The sequence below is a fragment of the Candidatus Nitrohelix vancouverensis genome, from assembly GCA_015698305.1.
Classification (GTDB): domain Bacteria; phylum Nitrospinota; class Nitrospinia; order Nitrospinales; family VA-1; genus Nitrohelix; species Nitrohelix vancouverensis.
Genome location: CP048620.1, coordinates 2099746 through 2121725, shown reverse-complemented (window position 1 = coordinate 2121725; position 21980 = coordinate 2099746). Strand labels below are relative to the sequence as shown.

Sequence of the window (21980 nt, the reverse complement as noted above, 5' to 3'; positions counted from 1 at the left end):
ACACTGCATGCATAATGTTGAACTGCTCATAACCAACGGCGATTCCGCCGCCCACCTGCTTCAGCAAGCCGGGATCGGAAGCAAGATTCTGCCCTGGCGCGACGTTCTGCACGAAGGCCCTATACCGCAAGATCAGGACGACCTGCAACTGGCGGAAACCCGCGCCCGCTTTATCGTTTCGCAACGCTGGGGAGAATACGGCCCCACCCTCAAACAGTTTCGCGAACGCGACGAGCTGTTGGCCCGCGGCTCGGCCTACAACCGGATTTCCCTCTGGTTCGAACACGATCTCTACGATCAGTTGCAACTCCTACAGGTGTTGGACCGATGCAAGGCTTTGCCCCTCGACAAATTGTTTCTGGTTCAGGCCACGGATTTTCTAGGAACCCAGACTCCCGAAAGCATCGCCGAATTCCGAAAACTTGAACGCCCCGTAACCGGCGAGCAAATAGCGCTGGCCCAAAGCGCATGGCAGGCTCTACGCGCCCCTTCGCCCGAAGCGCTCGCAAACCTCGCTGGCAACGATCTTGCTGAACTTCCCTTTTTAAAAAATTCGCTGACGCGCCTGCTGAAGGAACTTCCATCCACAAGCAATGGACTGAACCTGACGCAACAACACATACTGCAAATCGTCGGTCAAAATCCGGAAATAACCGCAAGGGAACTTTTCGGGAAATACAACGAAGCGGAAACTCCGGCCTTCATGGGCGATTGGTCCTTCTGGCGTTGGCTCGACGGAATGACGATGCCTTCGCATGCCCTGATCGACGGCTTGCCTCCGGGCGGCTATCCCTTTCGCAAGAGCCGGGAACAAGCCTCGATCTATCTGCAATCCAAACTCAGCCTCAGCGCTTTGGGTGAAAGCATTCTCAACGGAGCCGAGGATTTGATTGACACGCTGGGAATCGACCGCTGGGTGGGCGGCGTCCACCTGACCACAACAGATTGCTGGCGTTGGGACCCAGAGAATCATCGCCCCCAGGCGCCTAAATAAAATCTGGCATCGCTCCCGGATTCGCGATACAACAGGCCCGTTATTCAGAAACTTCAAATTGGAAACCCCGATGAGCGCAAGCCCTGAAATGCAATTCAAGACCGAAAGCCCTGAAGAAACCCTGGCGCTTGGACAATCGATCGGACGCTGTTTGAAACGACAGGACATCGTGCTGTTTCATGGCGATCTCGGCGCAGGCAAGACCACGCTCACCCAGGGAATCTGCAATGGCCTTGGAATGACCGACTATGTGCGCAGTCCCACCTTCACGCTGATCAACGAATATTCAGGAAATATTCCGATCTATCATATCGATCTCTACCGTCTCGACACCTTCGCCGACGTGAACAATCTGGGACTCGAAGATTATTTGTTTGGCGACGGCGTCACCCTCGTGGAGTGGGCCGAAAAATTAATACCTTCTGAAGGCGCCTCGCTGAGAGATAGTTTTGGAATTGATAAGTTTTTGGAAATACGCATTTTATCGCCCGGCCCCCAATCCCGCCTGATTCATCTGTCCCCCACGCTGATGCCCGATCACGACTGGTCAATTTTCCCTTTACAAAAATAGCGCCATATGGCAAAATTTCGCTTGGTATGGCAATTGCATTAAGCAACCCTCTTCAAATGAAGATTTAATATGCTTAATAAAATCAGAGGCTTACTACTTGCCTCGGCAATAGGTCTGATCGTATTCTCTGGCATAAAAATTTATTCGGGCTACGAAAGCTCCATCGGCAACATTCAATTCACCGACCTTGAAGAAGGCATCGACGTGCAAATTGAAAATTTCAAGCTGAGCCACGAATCCAACGGCAAGAAAGAATGGGAATTGAAAGCGCACAAGGCGCAGATCAACCAGAAGGAAGACACCACCCATTTGCAAAAGGTCGACATCAAAATGGCCAGGGACAACGGGCGCCCCTTCAGCATTTCCGCCGATCAGGGAACGCTGAACAATAAAACCGAAGAATTCCATCTCGAAGGCAACGTTCGCCTGATTGGCGAACCCAGCCTGATTAAAGAACGCATGGCAAAGACGAACCAATCCGATCCAAATCCAGAGGCGCAGACCCAATGAAAATCCGAAACTGTTTTTTAGCCATCGGGCTTATCACTTCTTTAGCCCTGGTTCCAACGATTTCGGCGCAGAATGCAACTTCGGCGACGCCCGGAGCCGAACGTTCTATTGAAATCAACGCAGACCGGATGCGCTCGGAAAATGCCGGGCAAAAAATTATTTTTTCAGGCAACGTTGTCGGCGTTTGGGGCGACCTCACCATCCAATCCGATGTTCTGGAAGTCTATAACACCGACGACAAGTCGAAGACGGAAGAAATCGTCGCAATGGGCAACGTCCAGATCACGCGCGGAGAAACCAAAGCGCAAGGCGATAGGGCAATTTACCTCGACAGCCTGCAGAAGATCATTTTGACCGGCGTACCCAAAGCCACCGCATGGCAGGGCAAGGATATTATCGAAGGCAGGGAGATGATCTTCCTGCTCGAAAAAGACCGCTTTGTCGTTAACCAGCGAGTGCGCATGAAATTGTATCCAAAATCGAAGGACGACAAAAAAAGCGACGCACAGGACAGCGCGCCCGATATGACAAATCCACCTGAAGTGGCGTCCACGCATAATACAAACACGGGCTCGCGCTGAGCCATTCGCAAATAAATACTCGTGGAAAATGAAGAAGGGCTACGAACATCCAATTTAGTCAAGTCCTACAAGAACCGACAGGTTGTTAAAGGCATCAGCATTTCCGTGAAAAAAGGGGAAATCGTTGGTCTGCTGGGCCCCAACGGCGCCGGTAAAACCACCACCTTTTATATGGTGGTGGGACTGACCCGACCGGATGCAGGCAAAGTCTTTCTCGACGGCGAAGAGATCACCCGTCACCCGATACATCTGCGCGCGCGTAAAGGCATCGGCTATCTTCCCCAGGAGGCGTCGGTCTTCAGAAAGCTAACGGTGGAGGAGAATATACTGGCGGTGCTGGAATCGCACAAGATGTCCAGTTTCGACCGTAAGAAAAAAGCGCGTTCCCTGCTGAGAGAACTCAATATCCTGCATATCAAGAACGCAAAAACCTACGCCCTCTCCGGCGGAGAAAGAAGACGGGTCGAGATCAGCCGCGCGCTGGCGAACTCGCCGCTGTTCATTTTACTCGATGAACCCTTTGCCGGTATCGACCCCATCGCGGTTTCGGACATTCAATCCATCATCCGCCACTTGAAAAACATGGGCATCGGCATCCTCATCACCGACCACAACGTACGCGAGACTCTCAGCATCACCGACCGGGCCTACATCATCAACGCAGGCGAGATCATCGCATCCGGCCGACCTTTTGACGTCGCGCAGGATGCGAAAGTAAAAAAAATCTATCTGGGCGAGCAGTTCACTTTCTAACGGGGATTTTTCATCATGGGCATGGAAATGAAAATGGGACTGGGCTTGAAAATGACCCAGAAGCTGGTCATGACTCCCATGCTCCAGCAAGCGATCAAATTGCTCCCGCTGGCCCGTCTGGAACTCGCTCAACTGGTTCAGCAGGAAATGGTCGACAACCCGCTCCTCGAAGAGCTGGAAGAAAACGACGAAGAAATATCGCAGGACACGGAAGAAGATCTGGAAGCGCCCGATAATGACCTGGAAGAAGCGCCCCTCGAAGAATTCTCAGTGGAAGAAACACTCGCGCCTGTAAACGGCGACGACGAAAGCGCTTCGGAAACGGTGGCCGAGCAGGAAATCGACTGGGACAATTTCATCCAATCCAATCTCGATGGCGGCATGTCGGCGGACAGCTACACAGAACGCCCTTCCATAGAAGCCACCTACAGGAAAGAACCCTCCCTTTCAGAACATCTGCACTGGCAACTCAACCTTGCCGTGGACAGCGACAAGGATAAATTCATCGGCGCCTGCATCATTGGCAATATTCAAAGCGACGGCTACCTGATCTGTGGCGTCGAGGAAATCTCCGCCGATTGCTCCGAGCCTGTGGAAGACGTGCAACGGGTGCTGGCGGTGATCCAGACCTTTGAACCCACCGGTGTCGGCGCCCGTTCCCTCAAAGAATGCCTGATGATTCAGGCCCGAAGTCTGCCCGAACGGATTCCGCTGGTCGAAGAATTGATCGAAAATTTTCTTGAACGACTGGAAGACCGGCGCATTCCCAAAATCGCTTCCGAACTGAAGCTCGACATAGAGACCGTTCTCAACGCCCTCCAGATCATCCGCTGTTTTCAACCCAAGCCGGGAATGGATTTCAGTTCCGAAAAAATCGATTACGTCGTTCCCGATGTCGTCGTCGTCAAAACCGAAGAAGGCTATGACCTCGCCCTGAATGACGACGAGGTGCCCCGACTGAGGATCAATCCTTATTACCACGACCTGCTGAAAACCGCCTCCGAAGGTCAAACGCGCGAATATCTGGAGAACAAATACAAATCCGCTTTGTGGCTCATCAAAAGTATTGACCAGAGAAGGCAAACCATATACAAGGTGGGCAAAAGCATAATCAAGTTACAAAAAGAGTTTTTGGATAAAGGCCTGTCTTACCTGCGCCCCATGGTTCTCAAAGATGTTGCTCTGGACATAGAAATGCACGAATCCACCGTGAGCCGCATCACCACCAACAAATACATCGACACACCGCAAGGCATCTACGAACTGAAATTCTTTTTTCACAGCGGCATCCGCTCCTGCGAGGGAAGCAACAACATGTCGTCTGTTCGAGTGAAAAACATGATCAAGGAAATCGTTGCTCAGGAAGATTCAACCCGCCCCCTCACAGACGACCAGATGGTCGCGGCGCTTGTGGAAAAGAACGCGAAAATCGCCAGACGGACTATCACGAAATACAGAAAAGAGCTGAATATCCCCCCTGCCAACAAAAGAAAGCGCCTAATCTAAGTCGAATCGATTTTCTTCACTTGATTGATCCCCGCTAGATAAGCTACTTTAATAATAGAAGCCTTACATGTATTGAAAGATTGGAGAACACTATGAAGCTTACAGTAACTGGCAGACACATGGATATCACCCCCGCCATTCAAGACCACCTTGAAGAGAGACTCGGAAAGATTGTCACCGATCTGGAAGGAATGATCGACGTGCACGCCATCCTCTCCGTAGAGAAATATCGCCACAAGGCGGAAATCACTGTGAAAGGTAAAGGCGTAACGTTTCATAGCGAAGACGAAACAAAAGATTTATACGGCGCGATCGACAGCACCGTGGAAAAACTGGACAAGCAGTTGAAAAAACACAGAGATAAAATTAAGGAAAAACGACCGAAACATGGGGCCACCATCAAAGACCTCCCCATACAATAAATCTCAGACCTACAACACAAGCAGATAAAGACGAATGAAAATCACAGAAATTCTAAAGAAGAATTTCATCATTCCAAACTTATCCAACAAGAGTAAAGAAGATGTTCTGAAAGAACTCTCAGCCTTTCTTGCGGACAATGGAGTGATCAAAGATCCTGAAACATTACATCAATCGTTGATGGAGAGAGAGAACCTTGGAAGTACCGGCATTGGAGAAAATGTAGCCATTCCACACGCAAAATCCAAAGAAGTGGAACACATCACCACCTTGTTTGCCCGGGCGCCAGGGGGGCTTGATTTCGAATCTCTCGATAAAAAACCTGTGCACTTTATATGCCTGGTCATTGCCCCGATCAACTCCACAGGATTGCACCTGAAAGCCCTCGCCAGGATATCGCGACTACTGAAGAATCCTCAGTTGCGCGAAGCCATTATCAACACAAGCGATCAGGAAGAAATTTACTCCATTCTGGTGAACGAAGATTCAAAGTTTATTTGAACCGGGCTGAGTGTCCAAGGCCCCTAATTTATCATTGGCTCATCATGAAAGTTTGTCGTGTATAAAGGAATAGCCGCATCCAAAGGGATTGCGATTGGTAAAGCTCACCTGCTCAACCAGTCCAAGTTTTGTATCGTCAAATACAAAATCAGCGCAGACGAGGTCGACGCGGAAATCCAGCGTCTTCGCCAGGCGATTGACGCGTCCAAACATGAGATGCAGGCGGTCAAACAACGCGCCCGAAAGGTTGCGGACAAATACGCCGTCATTCTGGACACCTATCTGCTTCTTCTCGACGACGATATCCTGGTCAATGAAACCGTTGAAAAGATCAGCGAGGACCTCATGAACGCTGAGTGGGCGTTGTCTCAAACTCATGAAAAGTTCACCACGCTGTTCAATAATATTAACGATGAATACCTCAAGGGCAAACAGGACGATCTCGATCTGGTGGTTCACGGGATCATGCGCAACCTGATCGGTCACCATCAGGAAAGCCTTGCCGACATACAGGAGCCTATCATTCTGATCGCGCATTCCCTGAGCGCTTCAGACACTTTGCTGGTGCCGCGCTCGCTCATTCTGGGCCTGGCGACGGAGGTCGGCGGCAAGACCTCCCACCTCGCCATCTTCTCATCCGCGATGGGTATTCCAGCGGTTGTCGGCGTCAAAGACCTCACAGTTAATATCAACTCGGGGGACCCTGTCATTATCGACGGGATCGACGGTCACGTTCTCATCAACCCGTCGGAAAAGATACTCGACGTCTATCGGACCAAAAGCGTTAATTACCAGAAATACCAGACCAAGCTTCTGGAAAACATCCATGAAACCGCAGAAACCAAGGATGGCTACAAGGTCAATCTGCGCGCAAACATTGAATCCGCCCACGAGATCAATTCTCTGAAAAAATTTGGCGCCGAAGGCGTGGGATTGTATCGCACTGAATTTTTATATCTGGGCGTCGAGCGTTTGCCAACCGAAGAGGAGCTTTACCTTAATTTTAAAAAAGTAGCCCGCGGCGTTGAACCTTATCCGGTGATAGTGAGGACGCTGGACCTCGGAACCGATAAACCCCTGCACAATATTTACGTCGCAGAAGAAAACAATCCCGCTCTCGGCTTGCGCGGCATTCGTCTGTCTCTGGTGAATCAGGAATTATTCCTGTCCCAGCTACGCGCCATATTGAGAGCCAGTTTGTACGGCGACATCAAAATTTTGTATCCAATGATTGCGTCCGTTTCTGAAATCCGTCAAGCGAATCAAATTCTGGAAGCCGCCAAGAATGAATTGCGGGAAAAACAAATACCCTTCAACGAAGATATTGAAGTCGGCGTCATGATCGAAACTCCCGCCGCAGCGGTATGCATCGACCAGATCATTGAAGAAACCGATTTCATCAGCATCGGAACCAACGATCTGATTCAATACCTGCTGGCCGTCGACCGGATCAATGAAAACGTCGCGCACTTGTATCAACCCTTTCATCCTGCGGTTTTAAGAACTTTAAAAAAAGTAATTCTCGCCGCTCAAAACGCCGGCAAAAAAGTTTCCATTTGCGGCGAGTTGGGAGGCGATCCGATTGCCACACTGCTATTGATCGGTCTTGGCAAGGTGGATGAATTGAGCATGGAGCCTCACTCCATTCCAAAAGTAAAAAAAATTCTACGTAAGATTTCCCATATCGAAGCTCAGGCTCTCGCACAGAAAGCCATGAGTATGGATTCCACGCAAGAGATCAATCATTTCATTATCGATGAAATGAAACGTAAATTCCCCGACGATTTTGAGCACAACCTCGATTACTTGACAGAGCAACCCTTAAAATAATCTTATACAGTCAATACAAAGCAACCCTTTAAAAGAAGGAATTCCATGAATCCCAACAATTATTTATTCACTTCAGAATCCGTATCTGAAGGACACCCTGACAAAATGGCGGACCAGATTTCAGATTCCATCCTCGACGCCATTCTGACGCAAGACCCCAAAGCGCGCGTTGCCTGCGAAACCATGATCACCACCGGTTACGCGATGATCAGCGGAGAAATCTCAGCAAATTGCTATGTGGATATCCCCCAAATCGCACGCAACACGATTAAAAATATCGGCTACGACAGCTCGGACAAGGGCTTTGATTTTCACACCTGCGGCGTACTCGTTTCGCTGGACGAGCAATCTCAAGACATCGCGCGCGGCGTCGACGACGACAAACACGAGCAGGGAGCGGGCGATCAGGGAATGATGTTCGGCTATGCATCAAAGGAAACCAAAGAACTGATGCCCATGCCCATCATGTACGCGCACAAACTGGTTAAAGAACTCGCAAAGCAACGAAAAAAAGGCATTCTCCCTTACCTGCGCCCGGACAGCAAGTCCCAGGTTTCAGTTCGTTATGAAAAGAACAAACCGGTCCATATCGAAACAGTGGTCATTTCCACTCAACACGCGCCAGAGATCAAAAACAACCAATTGCGCGCGGAGATTCGCGAGCAAGTCATCAATAAAGTCATTCCAGCGCGTTACCAGCATCCAAAAATGAAAGTGTATATCAACCCGACCGGTCGTTTCGTCGTGGGCGGTCCGCACGGGGATTGCGGTTTGACGGGTCGAAAAATCATCGTCGACACTTATGGCGGTTTTGCACGGCACGGCGGCGGGGCTTTTTCAGGAAAAGATTCCTCCAAAGTGGATCGTTCCGCGGCGTATATGGCGCGTTACGTTGCAAAAAATCTGGTCGCCGCCGGTATCGCCGACCGATGCGAAGTTCAACTCGCCTACGCCATTGGCGTGGCCGATCCCGTCTCCGTCTTCGTGGAAACCTTCGGCACCTGCAAGGTCAACCCAGACATTCTGGAGGATTTGATCCGATCTCACTTCTTACTGAAACCGGCGGGCATCGTCAAATCTCTGGATCTGCTCAAACCGAGGTTCACCCCATCCGCGGCTTACGGTCATTTCGGTCGCAATGAGAGTTCCTTCACCTGGGAAGCCACGGACAAAGCGGCCAAGCTGAGAAAAGACGCCGGACTCTAAAAAAAAACGGAGTCCCTTTCGAAAGGGACTCCGTGTCTTTCCACGCTTGATTTATCGATTCAGATATTCAGGATTGGTTTTATCCTCTCGCACCGTATCCGCTTCTTTAGATCGAATTTCCTCTTTTACGGCCCGATCCTTGTCTTCTTGAACAGTCGTTTCATGAGGCGTCGTCGTGCAGGCCTGCAATCCAACAGCAACACCCAGCGCTATAAATAAAACAACCAGACATTGCAAGGCATTCTTCATTTTGTATCTCCTCTAAGTGACAGTGTTCCTGTTAAGGCAACAGATCCTCCTCCACTTCCTGATCCAATAAAGCTTGTACTGCCGCCATTTGCTCCAAACGCCTCACCGCGTTCTCTCTCATTTTAACAAGCAATAGATGCTCGTGTTCCCGAATCTTCTCCCGATGCGAGGCAAAGGCCTGGGTTTTCTCGCGCATTTCCTTAATTCTTAAAGAAACGTAGCGTTCAATATTTTCGCGTTGCCGCATTCTACGGTCGCGCTCCATCATCCTTCTATCCGCAAACGCGAGGGTCAATTGATCCGTCGCCATCTTTTGCATCTCCCGACTGGGAGTCGCCCCACTCAACGCATAGGCCCTTTTCACCATTCGCACCGCCGTCAAGCGATTATGCTCGAATTCCGCCGACTCATCGATCTTGAAAGTTATGATTCCGTCAACGACTCTGTAATCTGGGTACACCAGGACGTTGTAAAAACCATTGGCCGCATAATAAGCTCGCACTTCTTCCGCAAAGAGCCTCATCAATTTCTTGTCGACCATGATTCCATCTCCCATATCGACGCGGGCCGCCAAAGTATCGTGATCGAACAGGGTATTTCCCTCAAACTGGACAAGATCGACGAACTGCTCCCGTTCCCCGGCTAGAGCGACGCCCGACGCCATCAGACAGCAAAGCGCACACAAATATAATAGAATGGATTTAAAGAAATGCATCGCCTGTCTACCCTTCAAATAGAATCAGAGGCCAGTCAGGCCTTATTCGATACATCGACACAAAAGGCTAAAAGTTTAGAGCCTCCAAATTCTTTTTTGATCGATCAGAATCATCGGGTCATGATCTGTACCGGGCTTCGCTTGATCCGTTGATATGCCGCCATGAACGAAGGCTCCTTCAAATCATTTTGCGACAGATCCAGTATCGTAATATTTGGGAAGGCATCCGACTCAATCAAAGGAACCGCCCCCGCATCCGTGATCTGGTTTTGGCCGAGATACAATTCCTTGATACTCTTCAAATGTTTCGCCTTCGACAAGGCAAGCGCTCCGTAATCTCCAATTTCATTGCGAAACAAATTCAAGGTCTCCAAAGCCTCGAAAGCTGTAGATTCCGCGATATATGCAACCCCCTCCGGGCTGATCAAATTATCGTTCAGCAACAGAATCCGTAATTTAGAAAAATTTTTGGACTGCGCTAATAATTTAAGTCCGCCCTCGCCAATCTCATTCTTCCAAATTTTCAATTCTTCGAGGTTTTTCAAGTAAGCCGAATCGATGATCGCCTTAAGTCCCATGTCCCCTAACAAATTGCCCCACAGATCAAGATATTTTAAATTTTTCAAATAAGGCGATTTAGCCAGGGCCTTCATACCCGCATATTGAATTCTATTGCCCTGTATCACCAGACGCTCCAAGGTCTCCAGTTCCGGCATTCCCGCCAGAATCTTGGCTCCCGCGACTCCCAGACGAGCGCCGCTCAAATCGAGGCTTTTTCCATCGACGCTCAAGCGCTCGCGGACCATCGATTCAACGTCTTCCTGAGCATAAAGGTATCCAGGCGCAAGGAATTGAACCCACAGCATAACTATAATGAAATTAAAATAATATCGGTTGCGCATGGGTCGTCTCACCGAAAAAAATCATTGATTAAAAAAAACAGGACGCTAAATGAATTTACAGAACACAGGATATCATAGCTAAATCAAAAGAAACGTTTCACGCCTTATTTTTCGCCATTGAAATCCCCCGGAATTGATTGACAATGGTACAGGGCTGAAATATTCTTACAAAGAGCATTTTGGATTTATAAATTTCTATTTTTGACAGGAGCGTTCATGTTTGGCAGTGAAGACTCGTTATCTCAGGAAGGCCAGAAGATTGTCGCCGAATGGGAACAGGAAAGAAAAAAAATTGAAAGCAACAAAGCGAATTTGTCCGGCGCAGATTTGAGCTTTTTGAAATTGATGGAATCCGATTTGAGCGACGCCGATTTGTCTGAAGCGGACTTGAATTCCACCTATTTGATCAAGGCCAATTTACGCAACGCGAATCTGAGCAACGCAGACCTCTCAAGCGTCGTTGCAAGCGACGCCGATTTCACCGGAGCCAATTTTGAGGACGCTGAATTGATGGGGGCTTTTTTGAACGGCGCCAATTTGAAAGACGCGAAGAATCTGACCTGCGACCAAATTGAATGCGCGGAGTTTGACCGCGACACCCAGTTCCCCTCCTACATCTGCATTACCTGGGGCGAGGGGAAACAATGCGAATGCAAGGAACAATAGCGGTCATGATAATCGACCCAAACCCATTCGAGACCTGCCATGGCGATCATTAAATGCCCCGGTTGCGAACGCGATGTCTGGGACGGCGAGGATAATTGCCCGACCTGCAAGTACCCCCTGCAATTGACCTCGGAAAAAGATTCCCTGGAAGCCGCCCGAAAACTGCATATTCGGCGGGTCTGGGCTTCCACTTTTACCGTCTGCAGTTTTTTCACTCTGGTTATCAGCTTTGTTCGACCGCCCTATTCCGGTCACGGCATTCCCTCTGTCGCCGTTCTCCTCATCTTCACCGCCGCTTTCATCTGGCGCTATTTGACAAACGCTTCCATAGCCAGACTGGGCGAAGAATAAAGTTCAGCCCTTCAGCGCCGTTTTATCGCGTTTCAGCCAGTATTTGAAAATCGTATAGATGATTTTAAAGCCCGCCTTGAAAGTTCCCGAAACGGTTCCCGTGATCTTGGACACGCCCACCCGATCTCGATAACTCACCGCAATCTCCTGAATGCGCAAACCGCGCTGAACCGCTTTCACCTGCATTTCAACCGTCCAGCCGAAATTGGTGTCGCGCATATTCAAAGCTTTCAAAGCCGTGGAGGAGAGCGCCCGGAAAGGCCCCAGGTCGGTGAACTGCCATCCGAACAGGCGCCGGATCAAAAAAACCGCCAGTTGGTTGCCAAAGCGGGCTTGCGGCAACAGGGCGGCGCGGCTCTGCGCTTTAATCATCCGACTTCCCAGAACGAAATCCGCTTCGTCTTTCAAAATCGGTTCGACCAGTAAATCGATCTCTTCCGGGTAATCGCTGAAATCGCCATCGAGGAACACAACGATATCCGTCTCCTCAAGCGATCGTATGCCCTTAAGACAGGCGGAGCCATAACCTTTTCGTTTTTCGAGGACCACGCGGGCGCCGTGTTGTCCGGCAACTTCTGCGGTTCGGTCCGTGGAGGCGTTGTCGACGACTATGATTTCCTGCAAACGATCTTGCGGCAGGGAGTCCAGAACCAATGCGATGGAGGACTCTTCGTTGTAGGCGGGAATGATGACTGAAATTCGGGGACTCATCACAAAAAACTAGGTCGACGGCCCTGCGATGGCCTGTTTGATTGCGCTCACCAACTGTCCGACCTGCTCGAGACCTTTCGCCGACGCGCCTTCCTTCTCGATGATCTTTACGATTGCGCTACCGACGATAACGCCGTCGGAAACCTGGGCCGCTTCTGCCGCCTGTTCCGGGCTGGAAATTCCAAAGCCAACCAGCGCCGGGAGCGAAGCCTGACTGCGAATGGCTTGCATTTTCTCCTTCAAACCGGTTGCCAGGGCCGTTCGCGTTCCCGTCGTTCCCGTCAAAGAAATATAATACAGAAATCCTCGGCTTCGGCGCGCGATCATCTGAATTCTTGCGTCGGAACTGGTCGGCGCCAACAGGAAAATCAGATCGATCCCTTTCGCCTCTGCGATGGGTTGAAAGGTCTCCGCCTCTTCCGGCGGCAAATCCGGAATGATCAAACCATCCACGCCCGCAGCCGCCGCGTCCTGAACAAAGGCTTCCTGACCGTAGACATAGACCGGATTGAAGCTCGTCATCAACACGATGGGCAGTTCCGACTCCTTGCGAATCTCCGACACCAGCGCAATGATTTTTTTCAGAGTGGTTCCCGCCTTGAGAGCGCGTTGCGCCGAGGCCTGAATGACCGGGCCATCCGCCAGCGGGTCGGAAAAGGGAACGCCCAGTTCCACAATGTCCGCACCGTTTTTCTCAATTTCCCTGAACAACGCGACGGTCGCCTCCAGACTCGGATCGCCCGCCGTGATAAAGGCCGCCAGGGCCTTGCTCCCTTCGCTTTTTATTTTCTCAAACCGCTGTTGCAATCGACTCACAATTCATCTCCCAGAATATCCGCGACCTGAGTCACGTCCTTGTCGCCCCGTCCGGAGAGACAAATCACAATCACCTGATCCTTTTTCATCGTCGGCGCTGTCTTGGCGACCTGAGCAATGGCGTGCGCCGACTCCAGCGCCGGAATGATTCCCTCCGTAGTGGAAAGCAGTTTGAAACCTTCCAGAGCTTCCTTGTCCGTGATCGCCGCGTAATCCGCCCGACCGCTCTCCTTGAAATGGCTGTGCTCCGCGCCCACGCCGGGATAATCCAGTCCGGCGGAAATCGAATGCGCTTCCTGAATCTGACCGTCCGCATCGTAGAGCAGATAACTCATCATGCCGTGCAGGACGCCGCTTTTGCCATGACTGATCGACGCGCCATGCTTGCCCGTTTCGATGCCATGCCCCGCCGCTTCCACTCCAAGCAATTTCACCTCGGGGTGAGTGACAAAGGGATAGAACATACCCATCGCGTTGCTCCCGCCGCCCACGCAGGCGATGCATAAATCGGGCATGCGCCCCTCTTCCGCTTCGAGTTGTCGCATCGTCTCTTCGCCGATGATCTTTTGAAAATCCCGAACGATCATCGGATAGGGATGCGGCCCGACCACGGAACCGATGATATAATGCGTCGTCTCCACCGTGGTGATCCAGTCGCGAATCGCTTCGCTGGTCGCGTCCTTCAAGGTTCGCGTTCCCGCGGTCACAGGAATCACGCGCGCGCCCAGCAATTTCATGCGAAACACATTCAGAGCCTGGCGTCGCATGTCTTCCTCGCCCATGAAGACGTCGCACTCCAGATCGAACAGAGCCGCCGCCGTCGCCGTGGCAACGCCATGCTGACCTGCCCCGGTTTCGGCGATCACGCGCTTCTTTCCCATTCTCTTGGTCAACAACGCGCTACCGATGGTGTTGTTGATTTTATGCGCTCCAGTGTGGTTAAGGTCTTCGCGCTTCAAATAAATTCGAGCGCCGCCCAAACGCTTCGTCAGATTTTCGGCAAAATACAAGGGCGTGGGGCGCCCCACATATTGGGCGAGATAATAATTCAAATCCTCTTTGAACTTCGGATCCTGTCGCGCTTCCTCATACACTCGTTCCAATTCTTCCAGGGCGGGCATGAGCGTCTCGATGACATACTTGCCGCCAAAAATTCCAAAATGTCCCGTTGGGTCAGGATATGAATAGTCCATAAGGTCCTCGTCAGAACGTGTCAGGTTCGAAGCGCTTTGAACAAGGCTTCGAGTTTCTTGTTGTCTTTAATGCCCGGAGTCGCCTCAACGCCCGAACAAATGTCCACCGCATAAGGTTTCACCTGGCGCACGGCCTGATACACATTGGAAGGCGTCAAACCGCCCGCCAGAATGACCGGCCCGGCCTTCTTCGCTTTCAAGGCCAGCGGCCAGTCGAATGTTTTTCCCGTGCCGCCGCGCGCCGATTCCGAAAACGCGTCCAGCAAAAACGCCGCTACCGGATATTGATCCAGACCGGATAAGGATTCCAGCCCGCGCACGCGAATCGCCTTGATCACAGACCGGGCGCGTATTTTTTTGCAATAACTCGGCGACTCGTCGCCGTGCAACTGAACCGCGTCCAGCTTGCAGAATTCCACCGCGCGATTCACCGCATCCGCCGTTTCATTGACGAACACGCCCACTGTTTTAACGAAAGGCGGCAAGGTGGAAATGATTTTCCTGGCGTCGGTCTGCGTGATATTTCTGGGACTTTTCTTGTAAAAAATAAATCCCAGAGCGTCCGCGCCGCAAGCCACCGCCGCGTCAGCATCTTCCCGGCGCGTCGTGCCGCAAATCTTGACCTTAACCATCTTGCCGATCCAAAGGAGCTTCACGCAATTCATTCAGCTTCACCGCAATATCCGGCGCGGTCATCAAGCTCTCCCCGATCAAAAAGGCATGCGCCCCAAGCGATTCAAACTCTTCAATTTCCATACGACCGTGGATTCCGCTTTCGCAGACCAGCGTCTTGCCCGGTTCCTGCAAGCCCATTGGAATGAGTCGACGAGCGATGTCGAGATCGGTTTTTCCCGAAGTCAGATCGCGATTGTTCACGCCCAGAATTTCTCCGCCTGCATACAGGGCTTTTTCCAGATCCGCCTCGTTATGCGTCTCCACCAATGCGGGAATGCCCAAGCCCTGCCCCAACTGCAACAAATCCCGCAACTGGTTTTTGTCCAGCCAGGTCGCGATCAGTAAAAACCAGTCCGCCTGCATGGCCCGCGCTTCGTACACCTGATACTCGGAAAAAATAAAATCCTTGCGCAATAAAGGCAGATCGGAAATCGCGCGGACGCTGGCGAAAATTTCCGCGCTCCCGCCAAAATGACGCGTTTCCGTCAACACGGAAATCGCGGCGGCGCCGTTCGCTTCGTACAATTCGGCGATCGCGCTCGCCTCCAGACCTTCGCGCAAGGTTCCCTTGAAAGGAGTTCTTAATTTGATTTCCGAGATAATGCGGGTTCCGCCGGATTGATTCAATGCCGAAACGACATCCCGCACCCCGCCCAACTCCGTGATCTGACTCTTCAAAGAAACTAATGGCCGTTCTCTCTTATCAGATTCAACGTCCTCTTTACGCTCGGCAAAAATTTTATCGAGAATATTACTCATGACTCGGAATTACTCACCTCAACCAGCATCTCCAGTTTCCTCAGCGCGGCGCCCGATTCTATAGCGCCATCCGCCATGGTGACGCCCATCTCCCAGGAATCCACGAGTCCCGCCGCAAGCAGAGCCGCCGCCGCATTCAGTACCACAACGTCCTGACAGGGACCGCCGCCGCCTTCGAGAATCTCCCGAATCAAGTCGGCGTTCTCCTGAGCCGTTCCCCCTTTAAGGTCTTCGCTCTTGCATAAATGGAAACCATATCGCCTCGGATCGAATTCATATTCCTTAACCTTCCCCTTATGCAATTCACAGACGAAGGTCGAACCCGTCATTGTCATTTCGTCCAGGCCGTCTTCGCCATGAACAACGAAGGCGCCCTTGCTTCCAAGGTCTCGGAGCGCCAGAGCCATTGACTTCAAACGCGCCTTGTCATAAATGCCCACAACTTGAGCGTGCGCGCCCGCCGGGTTGGTCAAGGGACCAAGAATATTGAAGAGCGTGCGAATGCCCAGTTCTTTCCGAACCGGAGCGGCATGCTTCATCGCGTCATGCATCAAAGGCGCAAAGAGAAAACCGATTCGCGCTTCGCGCAGACATTTTTCTACAATAGAAGGCGAGGCTTCGATATTCACTCCAAGATGCCTGAGAACGTCGGCGCTTCCCGACTGACTGGACACGGCTCGATTGCCGTGCTTGGCGACCGTCGCTCCAGCGCCTGCGGCTACAAACGCCGCCGCCGTCGAGATGTTGAAAGTGTCCGCGCCGTCTCCGCCTGTTCCGCAAGTGTCCACCGCTCCAACGGAATCGACGGCGATTTTTACCGCCTTCTCGCGCATCACGCGAGCCGCGCCAACGATTTCTGAAACGCTCTCACCCTTCATGCGCAAGGCCGTCAGAAAAGCCCCCAACTGCGCCGGAGTCGATTCCCCTTCCATGATCTGTGTCATGGCGGCGATCATCTCATCCTCGGTCAAGTCCTGACCGGCGATCACTTTCTTCAAGGCATCTATCAGAGTCATTTCCATGGTTCGCTCAGGAATCAATAAAATTTTTCAACAATTCTTTACCGTTCACCGTCAAAATCGATTCAGGGTGAAACTGCACGCCTTCCACATCCAGTTCTTTATGACGTATGCCCATGATCTCGCCATCCTCGCTCTCCGCCGTGATCTCAAAACACGAGGGCAGGTTGTCGCGGTTCAAGGCCAGAGAATGGTACCGCGTCGCCTCCAGCGGATTGGGCAGTCCTTTAAAAATGTATTTTTCCACATGGCGCACCTTCGAGACTTTACCGTGCATGATTCGCTTGGCCTTGATGACTTCACCGCCAAAGGCGACTCCAATCGACTGGTGCCCCAGACAAACGCCGAGCAGAGGAATCTTTCCCGAAAACCTGCGGATGATATCGATCGACATGCCCGCTTTTTCCGGCGTGCAAGGCCCGGGAGAGATCACCAGTTTTTTTGGCGCCAGCGATTCAATTTCTTCCAGTCCGATCTTATCATTGCGGCGCACTTCCACGTTCGCGCCAAGCTCGCCAAGATACTGAACCAGGTTGTAGGTGAACGAATCATAATTATCAATCATCAGAATCATTCGATCCACCCCTTCTCCGCCAGATCAACCGCTTTCAATAAGGCTTTCCCCTTGTTCATGGTTTCTTCATATTCGTTTTCAGGAACCGAATCGTTGACGATTCCCGCGCCGACACCGAGATAGCCCACGCCGTTTTCAACCAGCAGGGTTCGTATCGCGATGGCTGTGTCCATACTGCCAGAAAATCCGATATAACCGATCGCCCCTGCATACACGCCGCGCCGCGTCGGCTCCAACTCGTCAATGATCTCCATCGCCCTGATTTTGGGCGCGCCGGAAACCGTTCCCGCCGGGAAGGTCGCTTCGATCACGTCGTAACAGTCCAGCCCCTCCTTCAATACGGAGCGCACGTTGGACACGATGTGCATGACATGGGAATAACGCTCGATCAAAAACTTCTCATTGACATCCACCGTGCCGATCTGCGCCACGCGACCAATGTCGTTGCGTCCCAGATCCACGAGCATGATATGCTCGGCAATCTCCTTTTCATCCTGCAATAAATCTTTTTCCAATGCCAGGTCTTCCTCAACGCTGGCGCCGCGTTTGCGCGTTCCCGCAATCGGTCTCACTTCTACTTTGGTATCCTCCAGCCGCACAAGAATCTCTGGAGACGAACCGACGATTTGTCGCTCGCCGAATTTCAAATAATACATGTAGGGCGATGGGTTGACTGTACGCAAAGCGCGATAGACGTTGAACGGGTCCGCCGTCAAAGGAAACTTCAACCGTTGCGACAGCACCACCTGTATCACGTCGCCTTCCTTAATATAATCCTTGGCGGTCAAAACCGCCTTCTTGAAACCCTCTTCGCTGAAATTTGATTCGACCTTGTCGGTTCCCTCGATTCCCACGCCGTCGCCTTGGCGCGGGATTTCGTAACTGCCGTGCAAAGCCTTTTCAACATCCGTTATTTTTCTCAGCGTCCGCTGATACAATCCATCAAGATCGTCGGTATCGACAAAAACATTCGCAACGATTTTAATCGTCTGACGCATGTTATCAAAGATCAGCAAATGATTGGTGATCATGAATTCCGATTCCGGCACGTTCAGATCGTCCAGCGTGTTGTCCGGCAAGTCTTCAAAATAACGCACGATGTCGTAACTCATGAAACCGACGGCGCCGCCATAAAAACGGGGCAAGTCCGGGTCTTCGACCGGCTTGTATTTTTGCAGAATCGTTTTCAGCTCTTTCAGAGGATTCTTTTCCGAGATGTCCCGGCTTTCCTCCCCCTCGTCGGTGAAAAAAGTGATTTTCTTTCCACGGGTGTTCACGATCAGCGCCGGATCGAAGCCAATGAAAGAATAGCGCGCCCACTTCTCGCCGCCTTCAACGCTTTCCAGCAGGAAGGAATAGTCGCCGCCGCCCATCTTCAAATAGGCCGACACCGGCGTGTTCAGGTCCGCAAAGATTTCCTTGCAGACGGGAACCAGATTCCCCTGCTTCGTTTTTTCTTTAAACTGTTCGAAGGTCGTTACAATCATAATTTCTTTAAAAAAAAAGCGCCGGTCACCGGCGCCTGTCAAGAACTCCCACCGTCTTGATAATTACGAGCGACCTGGAGTCGCTCTGGGTCTGCTCGCCAAAGGGCGGCCTCTTGCTACTCCGTCTCTTTCCAGTCCTCGCCGTTCCAGTTCAGAATGAGGCCATTATCGCCCACCGCGTAGATGTTATCATCCGAAACGCCGCGAATGGCGGTCAAATACTCTTCCGTATTGGATTCAATCTGCGTCCATTGATCGCCGTTCAAAAACATAATCATTCCCAGATCACCGACGGCAAAAACCATATCGCTCGAAGGCCCCCAGACATCGAGAAAGAATTCCATGGTGCGTGAGGGCATTTCAACTATCTCAGAGCCGTTGAACTTCACAATCGCGCCTTCCGAACCGACGATGTACATGTCGTCCGGGCCAAAACCATAGATGCCATAAAACTCGGCGTTGGAATTGAAGGTCATGCGCACCCATTTATCGCCGTCCAGTTTCAGGACAAGACCATCGTAGCCCACCGCATACATGCCGCCCTCGCGACAACCCCACAAGCGGGTGATGTCCGTATCCGTCCCCGTCTGCATGAACTTCCAGGCCGAGCCATCGTATTTCAGAATCTTGCCGAGGCGCGAACAGGCGTAGATTTCATCTTCCGCCAAGCCCCAGATACCGGTCATGGGAGGCAATTTATCCGACTCTTCAATATCCCATTTAGAACCGTCGTAGTGCAAAATCCGTCCATCGGTGCATACGGCGTAGACGTTGTCCGGCGCAGGCCCCCAAATATTTTTGAAGGTCCAGCGACCGCCTGTTTCCATCTTCTGCCAATCGGAACCGTTGAAATGCAACAAGGTTCCATCGGTTCCTCCGACAAACACATCGTCCGCCGCGAATGTCCAGATCGATAACAGGTGACTTTCCGTAACTCGTGCCATATTTTTCCCAAACGGAGCGCAGGCCCCTTTAAAAATTTATAAGGACATGTCGTGCCAGACCTTGCCGTCATAGCGAAGCACACAGCCATTATCTCCAACGGCATAAACCTGATCCGGCCCCAGTCCCTTGACTTTTGTTAAGTAGTTTTCCGTGCCGGAATCCATCGGACTCCAGCGTTCTCCGTCAAAATGCAGGATCACGCCGCAATCCCCCACCGCGAAGATATCGTTATCGCCGGTGCCCCAGATGCTCAACAAATATTCTTCGGTTCCCGATTCCATAGGCTCCCATTCTTCCCCCTGATAGCGGAGGATGGTGCCGTGCGACCCGGCGATAAAAACATTGTCTTTTCGGGAACCCCACACGCCGTAGAGAGAGATCTCCTCAGCAGTCAGTTCCTCCTTGCGCTCAAACGTGGAGCCGTTGTAAACGCGATAGACGCCTTCGCCGCCCACAGTGTGCAGACAATCGAGATCCTCGCCCCACATACAGAACAAATCATGAATCGTGTTAGGCTCGCGGTAATTCCATTCGCCATCCCAGTACAGCATGCGCCCGCCCACGCCGAAAATAAAAAAACAATTCTCGTTAAAACCGAACGCTGAGTTGAGGGAGTCGTAATTGCCTGTGTCGAGCTGATTCCATTTTTTGCCGTCGTAATGGAGCACCACCCCGCCGATGCCGACGGCGTAAATACAATTTTCGTGCGGCCCCCATATCCCCATCAGAGGATTGGCATTTTCCGTGGTTTCCGGCGTCCATTCGCCGTCGTAGTGTTGCGGGATTCCATCTTTACCTACAACGTAGATGCTGTCTTCTCTGAAGACGCACAAATCCAGCAGGTCGGGCTTTTCACCTATAAACATTGGTTCTCATTCCTGAAAAAATTAAAAATCATTTCGCCGTTTCGAGATGAGAAACAGTGTAGCGCCTTTCAAGAATCGTGAAAACACCGGAAGGGGACACAACAACAGCGCCCACTATCACATCGTAATGATCTATACGATCGCTGGACAGAGAGCTTATGCGTCCGGATTGATCTGCCGGAACATAATATTCGTGAGCTTCTTGAGATGCTTTGGTTTTTTAAACAGTTCCTGAACCTCAGCGCCGATATCGTTTCGAATCAAAATCAAGGTTTCCAGTTCCGTCAGGGTACTCGACTCCGCCAATGCCCGCGCGCCTTCATCGCTGATTTCCGTTTCAAACAAGTCCAGAACTTTTAAATTTTTCAGAGCCTCTGAATTTGCAATCGCAATCGCGCCTCGGTCCCCAATGGGATTGTAGGTCAGAGTCAACTGCTCCAGCTTGGTCAATGTTTTGGATTCGGCCAATGCTTCAATGCCGGCCCCTTCAACATAATTCCAGTTCATGTTGAGTTCCGTCAAAGTGGACAGCGTTTGAGAACCTGCAATCGCCCGCATGCCTTCATCGCTGATATTGTTGCGATACAATGAAAGCAGATTGAGTCGAGTGAGACGATCCGAAGTCGCCAACGACTTGACCCCTTCATCGCCGATATCGTCGCCCACCCACAGACTCACCAGACTGCCCAGAGTCTTGGACTCCGCCAGAAACTGTGCGCCCTTGGCGGTCACTTCATTGTCGCTCAATATCAACTCAGACAAATTCAACAAAGTCTTCGACTTTGAAATCGCTTTCACGCCCTCGTCCGTCACTTTGTTCTTGAACAGGTTCAAAGCAGTGACAAACTTCATGTTCTCGGAATCCAGAAGGGCTTTGATCCCTTCGTCGCCGATTTGATTGAATTCCAAAAATACGGCTGTGACTCCCTTTACAGAATCGGACTTGACGATTCGCTTGAGATCGTTGTCTTCCAGTTCCTTTTCACGGAGATCCAGTTCCGAATTTTCCACATTGAGACCTTCTCTAATCAGGTTCTCAATATCCTCGTCGGATTTTTCGCCCATGCTTCGTTCTCCTGATTCTAAAATTAAGCTTCCTACTATACAAAAGAAATTAAAAAAATTTAATTTTTTTTTGAACAAATTATAAATTAAACTTCGTCCTGATGAAATTTCCAGT

26 protein-coding genes are annotated in these 21980 nt (G+C 51.2%); 12 read left to right on the top strand and 14 right to left on the bottom strand.

Features of this window, described 5'->3' with window-relative positions:
- Positions 1 to 7 precede the first annotated feature (7 nt).
- From G3M78_09800 to G3M78_09755, 10 genes are all read left to right on the top strand, one after another.
- Positions 8 to 994, top strand: coding sequence for a DUF1835 domain-containing protein (locus tag G3M78_09800; protein QPJ65669.1), 987 nt, complete (start codon positions 8 to 10; stop codon positions 992 to 994).
- An 88-nt stretch (positions 995 to 1082) separates the two neighbouring features.
- Positions 1083 to 1565: a tRNA (adenosine(37)-N6)-threonylcarbamoyltransferase complex ATPase subunit type 1 TsaE gene (gene tsaE, locus G3M78_09795; GenBank protein ID QPJ66826.1), complete on the top strand. Its 483-nt coding sequence runs from the start codon at positions 1083 to 1085 to the stop codon at positions 1563 to 1565.
- A 69-nt stretch (positions 1566 to 1634) separates the two neighbouring features.
- On the top strand, positions 1635 to 2075 hold the full coding sequence (gene lptC, locus G3M78_09790) for an LPS export ABC transporter periplasmic protein LptC (GenBank protein QPJ65668.1): 441 nt from the start codon (positions 1635 to 1637) through the stop codon (positions 2073 to 2075).
- A complete protein-coding gene (locus G3M78_09785) occupies positions 2072 to 2656 on the top strand; it encodes a hypothetical protein (protein ID QPJ65667.1) in 585 nt (194 codons plus the stop codon). Before lptC ends, G3M78_09785 begins: the two co-directional genes overlap by 4 nt.
- 15 nt (positions 2657 to 2671) lie before the next feature.
- Positions 2672 to 3409 carry an LPS export ABC transporter ATP-binding protein gene (lptB, locus tag G3M78_09780; protein ID QPJ66825.1) on the top strand — a complete coding sequence of 246 codons (738 nt, stop codon included), beginning with the start codon at positions 2672 to 2674 and terminating at the stop codon, positions 3407 to 3409.
- A gap of 15 nt (positions 3410 to 3424) precedes the next feature.
- The gene (gene rpoN / locus G3M78_09775; protein ID QPJ65666.1) at positions 3425 to 4915 is read left to right on the top strand and encodes an RNA polymerase factor sigma-54; all 1491 of its coding nucleotides are present in this window, start codon (positions 3425 to 3427) and stop codon (positions 4913 to 4915) included.
- 119 nt (positions 4916 to 5034) lie between these two features.
- Positions 5035 to 5337, top strand: coding sequence for a ribosome-associated translation inhibitor RaiA (raiA, locus tag G3M78_09770; protein QPJ65665.1), 303 nt, complete (start codon positions 5035 to 5037; stop codon positions 5335 to 5337).
- Between the two features lie 34 nt (positions 5338 to 5371).
- Entirely contained in the window at positions 5372 to 5836 is a 465-nt protein-coding gene (locus G3M78_09765) for a PTS sugar transporter subunit IIA (protein QPJ65664.1), read from the top strand.
- Positions 5837 to 5893: 57 nt separating this feature from the next.
- Positions 5894 to 7666, top strand: coding sequence for a phosphoenolpyruvate--protein phosphotransferase (gene ptsP, locus G3M78_09760; protein ID QPJ65663.1), 1773 nt, complete (start codon positions 5894 to 5896; stop codon positions 7664 to 7666).
- Positions 7667 to 7711: 45 nt separating this feature from the next.
- Positions 7712 to 8872, top strand: a complete 1161-nt coding sequence (locus G3M78_09755) for a methionine adenosyltransferase (protein QPJ65662.1) — start codon at positions 7712 to 7714, stop codon at positions 8870 to 8872.
- A gap of 51 nt (positions 8873 to 8923) precedes the next feature.
- Here G3M78_09755 and G3M78_09750 read toward each other — a convergent pair whose 3' ends face one another.
- The 3 genes from G3M78_09750 to G3M78_09740 form a co-directional block, all read right to left on the bottom strand.
- The gene (locus tag G3M78_09750) at positions 8924 to 9121 is read right to left on the bottom strand and encodes a hypothetical protein (GenBank protein ID QPJ65661.1); all 198 of its coding nucleotides are present in this window, start codon (positions 9119 to 9121) and stop codon (positions 8924 to 8926) included.
- 31 nt (positions 9122 to 9152) lie between these two features.
- Positions 9153 to 9836: a hypothetical protein gene (locus G3M78_09745; GenBank protein QPJ65660.1), complete on the bottom strand. Its 684-nt coding sequence runs from the start codon at positions 9834 to 9836 to the stop codon at positions 9153 to 9155.
- A 110-nt stretch (positions 9837 to 9946) separates the two neighbouring features.
- Positions 9947 to 10702 (bottom strand): hypothetical protein, encoded by a 756-nt coding sequence (locus G3M78_09740; protein ID QPJ65659.1) that lies wholly within the window; start codon positions 10700 to 10702, stop codon positions 9947 to 9949.
- Between the two features lie 252 nt (positions 10703 to 10954).
- Between G3M78_09740 and G3M78_09735 the strand changes: the two genes are divergently transcribed.
- Positions 10955 to 11404 carry a pentapeptide repeat-containing protein gene (locus G3M78_09735; protein ID QPJ65658.1) on the top strand — a complete coding sequence of 150 codons (450 nt, stop codon included), beginning with the start codon at positions 10955 to 10957 and terminating at the stop codon, positions 11402 to 11404.
- 39 nt (positions 11405 to 11443) lie between these two features.
- The gene (locus G3M78_09730; protein QPJ65657.1) at positions 11444 to 11755 is read left to right on the top strand and encodes a hypothetical protein; all 312 of its coding nucleotides are present in this window, start codon (positions 11444 to 11446) and stop codon (positions 11753 to 11755) included.
- 3 nt (positions 11756 to 11758) lie between these two features.
- On the opposite strand, the gene G3M78_09725 is transcribed toward G3M78_09730, so the two are convergent.
- From G3M78_09725 to G3M78_09675, 11 genes are all read right to left on the bottom strand, one after another.
- On the bottom strand, positions 11759 to 12466 hold the full coding sequence (locus G3M78_09725) for a glycosyltransferase family 2 protein (GenBank protein QPJ65656.1): 708 nt from the start codon (positions 12464 to 12466) through the stop codon (positions 11759 to 11761).
- Positions 12467 to 12475: 9 nt separating this feature from the next.
- The gene (locus G3M78_09720; GenBank protein QPJ65655.1) at positions 12476 to 13282 is read right to left on the bottom strand and encodes a tryptophan synthase subunit alpha; all 807 of its coding nucleotides are present in this window, start codon (positions 13280 to 13282) and stop codon (positions 12476 to 12478) included.
- Positions 13279 to 14475 (bottom strand): tryptophan synthase subunit beta, encoded by a 1197-nt coding sequence (gene trpB / locus G3M78_09715; GenBank protein ID QPJ65654.1) that lies wholly within the window; start codon positions 14473 to 14475, stop codon positions 13279 to 13281. Before trpB ends, G3M78_09720 begins: the two co-directional genes overlap by 4 nt.
- 20 nt (positions 14476 to 14495) lie before the next feature.
- Positions 14496 to 15107 carry a phosphoribosylanthranilate isomerase gene (locus tag G3M78_09710; protein ID QPJ65653.1) on the bottom strand — a complete coding sequence of 204 codons (612 nt, stop codon included), beginning with the start codon at positions 15105 to 15107 and terminating at the stop codon, positions 14496 to 14498.
- Positions 15100 to 15909, bottom strand: a complete 810-nt coding sequence (locus G3M78_09705; GenBank protein ID QPJ65652.1) for an indole-3-glycerol-phosphate synthase — start codon at positions 15907 to 15909, stop codon at positions 15100 to 15102. Before G3M78_09705 ends, G3M78_09710 begins: the two co-directional genes overlap by 8 nt.
- Entirely contained in the window at positions 15906 to 16925 is a 1020-nt protein-coding gene (gene trpD / locus G3M78_09700; protein ID QPJ66824.1) for an anthranilate phosphoribosyltransferase, read from the bottom strand. Before trpD ends, G3M78_09705 begins: the two co-directional genes overlap by 4 nt.
- A 13-nt stretch (positions 16926 to 16938) precedes the next feature.
- Positions 16939 to 17502: an aminodeoxychorismate/anthranilate synthase component II gene (locus G3M78_09695; GenBank protein ID QPJ65651.1), complete on the bottom strand. Its 564-nt coding sequence runs from the start codon at positions 17500 to 17502 to the stop codon at positions 16939 to 16941.
- Positions 17499 to 18989 carry an anthranilate synthase component I gene (trpE, locus tag G3M78_09690; protein ID QPJ65650.1) on the bottom strand — a complete coding sequence of 497 codons (1491 nt, stop codon included), beginning with the start codon at positions 18987 to 18989 and terminating at the stop codon, positions 17499 to 17501. The genes G3M78_09695 and trpE overlap by 4 nt, the downstream gene beginning before the upstream one ends.
- A 116-nt stretch (positions 18990 to 19105) precedes the next feature.
- The gene (locus G3M78_09685) at positions 19106 to 19933 is read right to left on the bottom strand and encodes a hypothetical protein (protein ID QPJ65649.1); all 828 of its coding nucleotides are present in this window, start codon (positions 19931 to 19933) and stop codon (positions 19106 to 19108) included.
- Between the two features lie 36 nt (positions 19934 to 19969).
- Complete coding sequence (locus G3M78_09680; protein ID QPJ65648.1) at positions 19970 to 20800, bottom strand: hypothetical protein; 831 nt, start codon at positions 20798 to 20800, stop codon at positions 19970 to 19972.
- 156 nt (positions 20801 to 20956) lie between these two features.
- Positions 20957 to 21865: a hypothetical protein gene (locus tag G3M78_09675; GenBank protein QPJ65647.1), complete on the bottom strand. Its 909-nt coding sequence runs from the start codon at positions 21863 to 21865 to the stop codon at positions 20957 to 20959.
- Between the last annotated feature and the right edge of the window lie 115 nt (positions 21866 to 21980).

Bases quoted from the DNA above. Each gene is read 5' to 3' on its own strand.
- G3M78_09800 (QPJ65669.1), top strand. From the start codon at position 8: ATGCATAATGTTGAACTGCTCATAACCAACGGCGATTCCGCCGCCCAC.
- tsaE (QPJ66826.1), top strand. From the start codon at position 1,083: ATGCAATTCAAGACCGAAAGCCCTGAAGAAACCCTGGCGCTTGGACAA.
- lptC (QPJ65668.1), top strand. From the start codon at position 1,635: ATGCTTAATAAAATCAGAGGCTTACTACTTGCCTCGGCAATAGGTCTG.
- G3M78_09785 (QPJ65667.1), top strand. From the start codon at position 2,072: ATGAAAATCCGAAACTGTTTTTTAGCCATCGGGCTTATCACTTCTTTA.
- rpoN (QPJ65666.1), top strand. From the start codon at position 3,425: ATGGGCATGGAAATGAAAATGGGACTGGGCTTGAAAATGACCCAGAAG.
- raiA (QPJ65665.1), top strand. From the start codon at position 5,035: ATGGATATCACCCCCGCCATTCAAGACCACCTTGAAGAGAGACTCGGA.
- G3M78_09765 (QPJ65664.1), top strand. From the start codon at position 5,372: ATGAAAATCACAGAAATTCTAAAGAAGAATTTCATCATTCCAAACTTA.
- G3M78_09755 (QPJ65662.1), top strand. From the start codon at position 7,712: ATGAATCCCAACAATTATTTATTCACTTCAGAATCCGTATCTGAAGGA.
- G3M78_09750 (QPJ65661.1), bottom strand. From the start codon at position 9,121: ATGAAGAATGCCTTGCAATGTCTGGTTGTTTTATTTATAGCGCTGGGT.
- G3M78_09745 (QPJ65660.1), bottom strand. From the start codon at position 9,836: ATGCATTTCTTTAAATCCATTCTATTATATTTGTGTGCGCTTTGCTGT.
- G3M78_09740 (QPJ65659.1), bottom strand. From the start codon at position 10,702: ATGCTGTGGGTTCAATTCCTTGCGCCTGGATACCTTTATGCTCAGGAA.
- G3M78_09735 (QPJ65658.1), top strand. From the start codon at position 10,955: ATGTTTGGCAGTGAAGACTCGTTATCTCAGGAAGGCCAGAAGATTGTC.
- G3M78_09730 (QPJ65657.1), top strand. From the start codon at position 11,444: ATGGCGATCATTAAATGCCCCGGTTGCGAACGCGATGTCTGGGACGGC.
- G3M78_09725 (QPJ65656.1), bottom strand. From the start codon at position 12,466: ATGAGTCCCCGAATTTCAGTCATCATTCCCGCCTACAACGAAGAGTCC.
- trpB (QPJ65654.1), bottom strand. From the start codon at position 14,475: ATGGACTATTCATATCCTGACCCAACGGGACATTTTGGAATTTTTGGC.
- G3M78_09710 (QPJ65653.1), bottom strand. From the start codon at position 15,107: ATGGTTAAGGTCAAGATTTGCGGCACGACGCGCCGGGAAGATGCTGAC.
- G3M78_09705 (QPJ65652.1), bottom strand. From the start codon at position 15,909: ATGAGTAATATTCTCGATAAAATTTTTGCCGAGCGTAAAGAGGACGTT.
- trpD (QPJ66824.1), bottom strand. From the start codon at position 16,925: ATGACTCTGATAGATGCCTTGAAGAAAGTGATCGCCGGTCAGGACTTG.
- G3M78_09695 (QPJ65651.1), bottom strand. From the start codon at position 17,502: ATGATTCTGATGATTGATAATTATGATTCGTTCACCTACAACCTGGTT.
- trpE (QPJ65650.1), bottom strand. From the start codon at position 18,989: ATGATTGTAACGACCTTCGAACAGTTTAAAGAAAAAACGAAGCAGGGG.
- G3M78_09685 (QPJ65649.1), bottom strand. From the start codon at position 19,933: ATGGCACGAGTTACGGAAAGTCACCTGTTATCGATCTGGACATTCGCG.
- G3M78_09680 (QPJ65648.1), bottom strand. From the start codon at position 20,800: ATGTTTATAGGTGAAAAGCCCGACCTGCTGGATTTGTGCGTCTTCAGA.
- G3M78_09675 (QPJ65647.1), bottom strand. From the start codon at position 21,865: ATGGGCGAAAAATCCGACGAGGATATTGAGAACCTGATTAGAGAAGGT.